A 6,554-nucleotide genomic window follows, 5' to 3' on the forward strand; every position below is an offset into this window, starting at 1 on the left:
TAGAGCCAGCACGTGCCTCTACCGGATACTGCAGGAAGGTCTTACCAACTGCGTAAGGCATGGCAAAGCCACACGCGTCGATGTTGATTTGAAACTGAAGGGTCGGTACATTGAGTTGTCTATCCTCGACAATGGAAAGGGTTTCGACCCCGGTACGAATACGGTGAATCAAAAAGAAGGCGGAACCGGCCTGATCGGCATGCGTGAGCGCCTGGAGTCCTTGGAAGGATACTTACATATAGAATCGGAGCCTGGGTCGGGTACCGAGTTGATTGCTTCGATTCCCAACGGAGGGTGAATGATCAGAATCGTCGTTGCCGATGACCACCACCTGGTTCGCGAAAGTATCGTATCGCTGATTGAAAAGTGGGAGGAACTGGAAGTCGTTGGCGAAGCCGCCGACGGTCTCGAAACTTTGAAACTGGTCCGAAAGAAAAGACCGGACGTGGCGATAGTGGATATCGCCATGCCGCTGATGAACGGCATTGAGGCCACGCGACAGATAGACTCGCTGGACGTCGAAACAAGCGTCGTGATTTTATCCATGCATTCGGATGAAGGCGTGGTCCGTCAATCGCTTAGAAGCGGAGCGAAGGGATACCTCCTCAAGAACTCTGTTCCCGAAGAGCTCCTGATCGCCATCCGGTCCGTCAGTAAGGGTGAAACCTATCTTTCGCCTCCCATCGCGCAGACGGTCCTGTCGGAATACCTGCGAACAGATTCGGCAAATGCCTCATCAACCATTATTGGACGGTTGTCGTCCCGGGAAAGAGAGATCGTTCAAATGATCGCCGAGGGCCGTACCAATAAGGCGGTCGCCGAGATTCTCAACATCAGTACCAAGACCGTGGAAAAGCACCGCGCTACGCTGATGAGGAAACTGAAGGTCCGTAGTTTGCCGGAACTCATCCTCATAGCTGCGAAGCACCAACTCGCCTTCCTGGACGACTGATCCGCAAGAGGCCATAGCTGAATCGACATAGCCAGTCCTCCGCCGAATCTAAATCCCGGCTTGCCTCCCGTGAATGTCAAGTCCTTCAGCCTCTCTCCCCTTCCTTCCCCTTATCCTGCTTATTCCGACAGTTCCGGGTCAGTTTCAGCCATTTTGGGGGCTGAAAACTGAGAATAGTAGGGTTGTACCCTATAGCATCCGTCTTCCCGCCCTGTTACTTCTAAGGCTGACGATTTCATATACGAACTCGTTCGCGATGGAAGCCACCTCGAATGGCCTCCATCTTTAATCTTAAGGTAAACACGAAGGAGGACTGTAATGAGTCATTTCAGTTGCGCTCTGCCGCCAATGCCTGAGTACACGGATCTTAAAGAATCCTTCGAACACCGGGTCTATCAGTCGATCCTTACCGGGTGGGGACACTACTTTATGGGACTGGGCGCCCTGGAGGAAATCGAAGATTTCGACTCGTGTCTGGCGGGGAATACGGAATCATCCAGGTCTTCACTGAACACGGCGTGGGACCACTTCCAGAGTGCCAGGGCATCTGTTCTGGAAGCCCTTCAGTTATGTCTGGAACTCCGCGAGTCGCTGCCCGAATCGGCCAAAAACAGACTTTCGCCCAATATTCAGCTTTACAGAAACACCGCTTCACTTCTCGAGGAAGCCGAAACAGCCATTACGTCAGGCGGAGTCCCGTCGTTGGAATGCATACACGGGATTTCGGCGCTGATCCGGGAAGACATGGTCTTCGGCGAGCGCATGGCTAAGGTCAACCGGGGAACACGGGGTCATTTTCCGTATCCCGACGGTGAAGAGGCGGAGGTGAAGGAATCTTATTTGTCGTAGCCTCCGGCTTCAGAAAGAAACTCCCAGGGCCGTGCAAAGCCCTATCGAACATCTGCGCGATTAGCGTAGACGCGTCTGGATAACGGTCGTCTCGCAACTTGTTTCGTGAATGATCGTGTTTCGCATGAGATCGCAAGACAGACTTTAACGTCATCAGAAACTGCCGGCGACGACCACCGCGTGGGACTCCTCGCCAGAATGAGATTCTGAGCCCCGTGACTGGAGATTTGCAACTTGACGCGATAGACGACGCTTTGCCCGCTGGCCGGGAAGGCGTCCATCGCGTCTTAAACCCCGTCTCGTAGTCGTCTTGTAGTCTGCCCTCGATCAATGCCGGTATACGTCTCGAGCGGTCCGCGGATCGAGCCGTTTTTGGCGCTGGTGTCAAAACTCCTACGCAACACGAACAGAGAATATGAAGTCGACCTCGTTCTTGACACACGTGCATACTATGGTCGATAATCGGGAAACGTGGCATGGCCGGGTTTTCGAATACGCCATGTTCGGTATGATTACGATTTCCGTGATCACCTTTTCTCTGGAGACGGTTCCCGGCCTTTCAAAACAATCCCGCTCGGCGCTCTACGTGGTGGAGGTCGTCACGGTCGGTTTTTCACCGTTGAATACGGTCTGAGACTGTACGTTGCCAGGAAGAGATTCGCTTACGTATTCGGGTTCTACGGTATCATAGACCTGTTGGCCGTACTTCCATTTTATCTTGCGGTTCTGGGAGTTGGCCACATCGACGCTCGGGTCCTGCGCATGGTGCGGTTCCTGAGGGTGTTCAGGGTGTTGAAGTTTCTCAGATACAACCAGGCGGCCGATCGTCTGCACCGTGCGATACTGATTGCCAAGGAAGAACTCGTCCTGTTCGTAATCCTGTCCATGATACTGCTCTACGTACCGGCGTCAGGAATCTGGTACTTCGAACGGGAGATACAACCAGAGAAGTTCGGATCGGTTTTCGACGGCCTGTGGTGGGCCGTCGCAACGTTGACGACGGTTGGCTATGGCGACGTTTACCCGGTGACGCCCGGGGGCAGTTTTTTTACGTTTCTGCTCTTGATGATCGGCCTGGGCATCATCGCAATTCCTTCTGGCATCATCGCAATTCCTTCTGGCATCATCGCGTCCGCCCTGTCAAAAGCCAGACTCGAACAGGATGAGTCAGGTGGACCGGATCCCATGTCCGAATCCTGTGCCGAATGAGTTAAGGGCATACAACCGGCAAAAAAGAGCCCCTTTAAGTACGGTTACATCCCCGTGGCCTTCGGCAAGCGCTGCAGACTGTCGTCAGGCCGTTTATCTCCCCTGCCGCTATGGCCAGAGACAAGAGCCCCAAGTAAATTCGGTCGTCTTCCAGGCGATCTTCCTGTCGACATCCCATGGGACGGCGAAGGCAGCTTTGGTCCGAAGCTGATTCTCAGGTATCAAGGCCCGTTGGCCGGTCGACGCGGCCGGCGGCAAGATGTATAGCGTTGACGGCTATGTCATCATCCGATAAGATGTAGTTGATACATCCTGTAGACCATTCGTACAGGATGAATGTCAAATCTCATTCGATCGTCGCCGATACCGCATGGTATCATGCCCGTTCCCGCAGGCTGAACGTCCCGGGAGAACCGAATCGTATGAAAACGCTCATCGTCAATCAAGGGGAGGTCTCCCGGCTGCTTCCCATGCGCGACTGTATGAAAGTGATGGTCGAGGCGCTCAGAACCCTTGCCGCCGGGGACGCGGTGCAGCCGTTGCGGGACATGATGTGGCTGCCCGACCGCCGCGGCCTGATCGGCATGATGCCGGGATACCTGGGCGAGCCCGAGGCGTTGGGCATCAAGATAGTCACCGTGTATCCCGGCAACCACGGCAGTGCGTATGACTCGCACCAGGGCGTGGTGCTGTTGTTCGGATCGGAGCATGGCAACCTGCTGGCCGTTATCGACGCCAGTTCGATCACGGCGATTCGTACGGCCGCTGTCAGTGGGGTCGCGACCCAGTTGCTGGCCAATGAAGAGGCCGGTGACCTCGCCATCCTCGGCTCGGGCGTACAGGCCCGGACCCATCTGGACGCGATGCGGGTAGCGCGTGCGATCCGGCGGGTAAGAGTCTACAGCCCCAATTCCGATCATCTGCGGACCTTCGTGGAACGGGAAGCCGAACGGCAGGGCATGGAGATCGAGGCGGCGGCATCGGCCCGTGAAGCCGTAACGGGGGCCGATCTCATTTGTACCACGACATCGGCCCGTGAGCCGATCCTGATGGGCGACTGGATCAGGGCGGGCGCGCACATCAACGCGGCCGGCTCCAGCGTGGCCTTCACCCGGGAGCTCGATACGAACGCCGTGGCGCGCGCCCGGCTTTTCGTGGACCGGCGCGAATCGACCGTAAACGAAGCCGGAGATTTTCTGATCCCGCAAAAAGAAGGCGCGATAACCGAAGACCATATCCTGGGCGAACTCGGCGAGATCCTGCTCGGCCGGAACGCGGGCCGCACCGGGGCCCGGGAGATCACCCTGTTCAAGTCCCTGGGGCTGGCCGTCGAAGACGTCGCTTCAGCGCACTACATATATCACCAGGCGCTGGAACGGGGCATGGGCACCAGCGTGGAGTTCGGCGGAGACCGCTACATCGCGCCTTGAGGGTCCGATGTAACGCCATGGTAGCATCGTTCCCCGACTGCCTGGTTCTGTTTCGCATCCCAGCCGGAAAAGGACACGATGACCGGTCACACGTTCCCGCTCGTCGAAGTAGCGGGAAGCTCCTATGAAATGGGCTACCAGCACGGCGCGCAGGCAGGGCGTCTGGTACGACGCTATCTGCTGTGGATCGAAAGATTGACGGACAAGTCCCGCGACGTGCTATGCCGCAATGCGATGAACTTCTGGCCGTTGTTTGAGGCCCTCAGCCCTGCCTTTGCCGAAGAAGTAAAGGGTTTGGCCGCCGGCGCGGAGATCAGCCTGGAAGAAGCGGTCCTGTGCCAGGCCCGCGCCGAGGCGGCGCAGATGCCGGACGGAGCCTGTACGGCCTTTACATTGACGCGGACGGCCACGGCCGATGGGCGGACGCTGGCCGGGCAGAACCAGGATCTCGAACCGGAATACGCCGACGTAGCGATTCTTCTGCGTGTCAAACCCGGCGACGGACGCCCGCGGGCGATGATGTTCACTTTCGCCGGTCAGCTGGGATATTCCGGGATGAACGAATACGGCGTGGCCCATTTCGCCAATGCGCTGTATGACTACGCCTGGAAGCCGGAGCTTCCGCATTACCCGCTCAAACGCCTGATGCTCGAGCAACGGACGATCGAAGACTGTATCGAATTGCTGGCCAGGCACCGGACCTGCTCGGCCGCCAACGTAATGTTATGCGATGGGCATGGGAACATCGGTGCGGTGGAGGTACGGCCCGAGGGAATCGCCCAGTTCCGGGATAAGCATCCGGACGCCTGTCTACACGCCAACCATTACCTGACTCCGGAGTTTGCCGGCCATGAAACCGGCTTTCTGCGCGATTCCTGTCCGCGCCTGGACCGGATGCAGGTTCTGGTGCAGCAACATTGGGGTACCATCACCGTAGACACGATCAAACAGATGCTGGCCGATCACGAGAACGATCCCGGTGGAATCTGCCGGCACGGAGCGGTCCGGATGCACTCAATCTCCGGCTATATCGCGGAACCCGAAAAACGGTTGTTCCATGTGCGCCGCGGGCACGGCTGTCTGGGTTCGTGGGCGACGTACGAGGTATGAAATCGGTCGCAGTTGCTGTGATCTGCATTGCCGCTCTCTTACCGAGTGCTTTAACGACCCCCGGTACGATTGAGGTGTGCAAGGCAATACCTTGATTCGAGGAGCATGACATATGACGAGCCCGCTGCTGGGCCTTACGGCAAAACTCGTTTCGATTGACTCGACGAACCCCGCGCTGTCCCCGGCCGGCGCGGGCGAAGCGGAAATCGCCGCCTTCGTCGCAGACTGGTGTCGAGATCAGACCCCCGACGTTCGAATCATAGATGCCGATGGACGTCCAAGCGTGGTTGCAATCGCGCGGGGTACGGGGGGCGGACGCTCGATCATCCTGAATGGCCACCTCGATACAGTCGGCGTCGAAGGCATGGCCGATCCGTTCCAACCGAGGGTCGAAGGTGGAAGAATGTACGGACGCGGCTCGATAGATATGAAAGCGTCGGTCGCCGCGATGATGGTTACATTGGCAAGAGCGCGAAGCATGCGGCTTAGAGGGGATGTCGTCATGACGGCGGTCGCCGACGAAGAGGCTTTCAGTGTGGGCACCAGCGCCGTTCTGGACGCCGGCGTGACGGCCGACGCCGCCATCGTGACGGAACCCACGAGTGGGGACGTCGTCGTCGCGCATAAGGGATTCGCCTGGGCGGATGTCATCGCGCGGGGCCGCGCCGCTCATGGTTCTCTGCCGGCCGAGGGAATCGATGCCATCACGAAAATGGGCGGGTTTCTTAAAGGGCTCGAGGACCTTCAGGCGGAGCTGGCAACACAACCGGGCGATCCGATGCTCGGACCGGGATCGGTTCATGCTTCGACGATCAACGGTGGGCGTGAAATGTCAAGTTATCCCGCGACCTGCCACCTGGGTGTGGAAAGGCGTACGATTCCGGGCGAGACCGCCCAGGGGTTTGTTGCGGAACTGGAAGGAATCGCCGAACGATGCCGCCAGGCTGATCCAGACTTCCGGGCCGAGATCAATCTGACTTTCGATCGGCAGGCGGTTTCAATTG

8 protein-coding genes are annotated in these 6,554 nt (G+C 57.8%); all 8 read left to right on the forward strand.

Features of this window, described 5'->3' with window-relative positions; translation table 11 throughout:
* Nucleotides 1–298, forward strand: a 298-nt coding sequence (locus tag OXG98_17695) for an ATP-binding protein (GenBank protein MCY3773844.1), incomplete at its 5' end; no start/stop codon positions are given.
* A complete protein-coding gene (locus OXG98_17700; protein ID MCY3773845.1) occupies nt 299–952 on the forward strand; it encodes a response regulator transcription factor in 654 nt (217 codons plus the stop codon).
* A gap of 318 nt (nt 953–1,270) precedes the next feature.
* On the forward strand, nt 1,271–1,801 hold the full coding sequence (locus OXG98_17705) for a hypothetical protein (GenBank protein MCY3773846.1): 531 nt from the start codon (nt 1,271–1,273) through the stop codon (nt 1,799–1,801).
* Nucleotides 1,802–2,252: 451 nt separating this feature from the next.
* Entirely contained in the window at nt 2,253–2,435 is a 183-nt protein-coding gene (locus OXG98_17710) for a hypothetical protein (GenBank protein ID MCY3773847.1), read from the forward strand.
* Nucleotides 2,436–2,437: 2 nt separating this feature from the next.
* Entirely contained in the window at nt 2,438–3,010 is a 573-nt protein-coding gene (locus tag OXG98_17715; GenBank protein ID MCY3773848.1) for an ion transporter, read from the forward strand.
* Nucleotides 3,011–3,432: 422 nt separating this feature from the next.
* On the forward strand, nt 3,433–4,440 hold the full coding sequence (locus tag OXG98_17720; protein MCY3773849.1) for an ornithine cyclodeaminase family protein: 1,008 nt from the start codon (nt 3,433–3,435) through the stop codon (nt 4,438–4,440).
* A 78-nt stretch (nt 4,441–4,518) separates the two neighbouring features.
* Nucleotides 4,519–5,550: a C45 family autoproteolytic acyltransferase/hydrolase gene (locus OXG98_17725; protein ID MCY3773850.1), complete on the forward strand. Its 1,032-nt coding sequence runs from the start codon at nt 4,519–4,521 to the stop codon at nt 5,548–5,550.
* A gap of 112 nt (nt 5,551–5,662) precedes the next feature.
* Nucleotides 5,663–6,554 (forward strand): M20/M25/M40 family metallo-hydrolase (locus OXG98_17730; protein ID MCY3773851.1); only part of this gene is annotated, 892 nt, incomplete at its 3' end.

The organism is Gemmatimonadota bacterium (assembly GCA_026706345.1).
Classification (GTDB): domain Bacteria; phylum JAAXHH01; class JAAXHH01; order JAAXHH01; family JAAXHH01; genus JAAXHH01.

What these genes read in the sequence shown, in the direction of transcription:
- OXG98_17700 (MCY3773845.1), top strand. Translation starts at nt 299, where the DNA reads ATGATCAGAATCGTCGTTGCCGATGACCACCACCTGGTTCGCGAAAGT.
- OXG98_17705 (MCY3773846.1), top strand. Translation starts at nt 1,271, where the DNA reads ATGAGTCATTTCAGTTGCGCTCTGCCGCCAATGCCTGAGTACACGGAT.
- OXG98_17710 (MCY3773847.1), top strand. Translation starts at nt 2,253, where the DNA reads ATGGTCGATAATCGGGAAACGTGGCATGGCCGGGTTTTCGAATACGCC.
- OXG98_17720 (MCY3773849.1), top strand. Translation starts at nt 3,433, where the DNA reads ATGAAAACGCTCATCGTCAATCAAGGGGAGGTCTCCCGGCTGCTTCCC.
- OXG98_17725 (MCY3773850.1), top strand. Translation starts at nt 4,519, where the DNA reads ATGACCGGTCACACGTTCCCGCTCGTCGAAGTAGCGGGAAGCTCCTAT.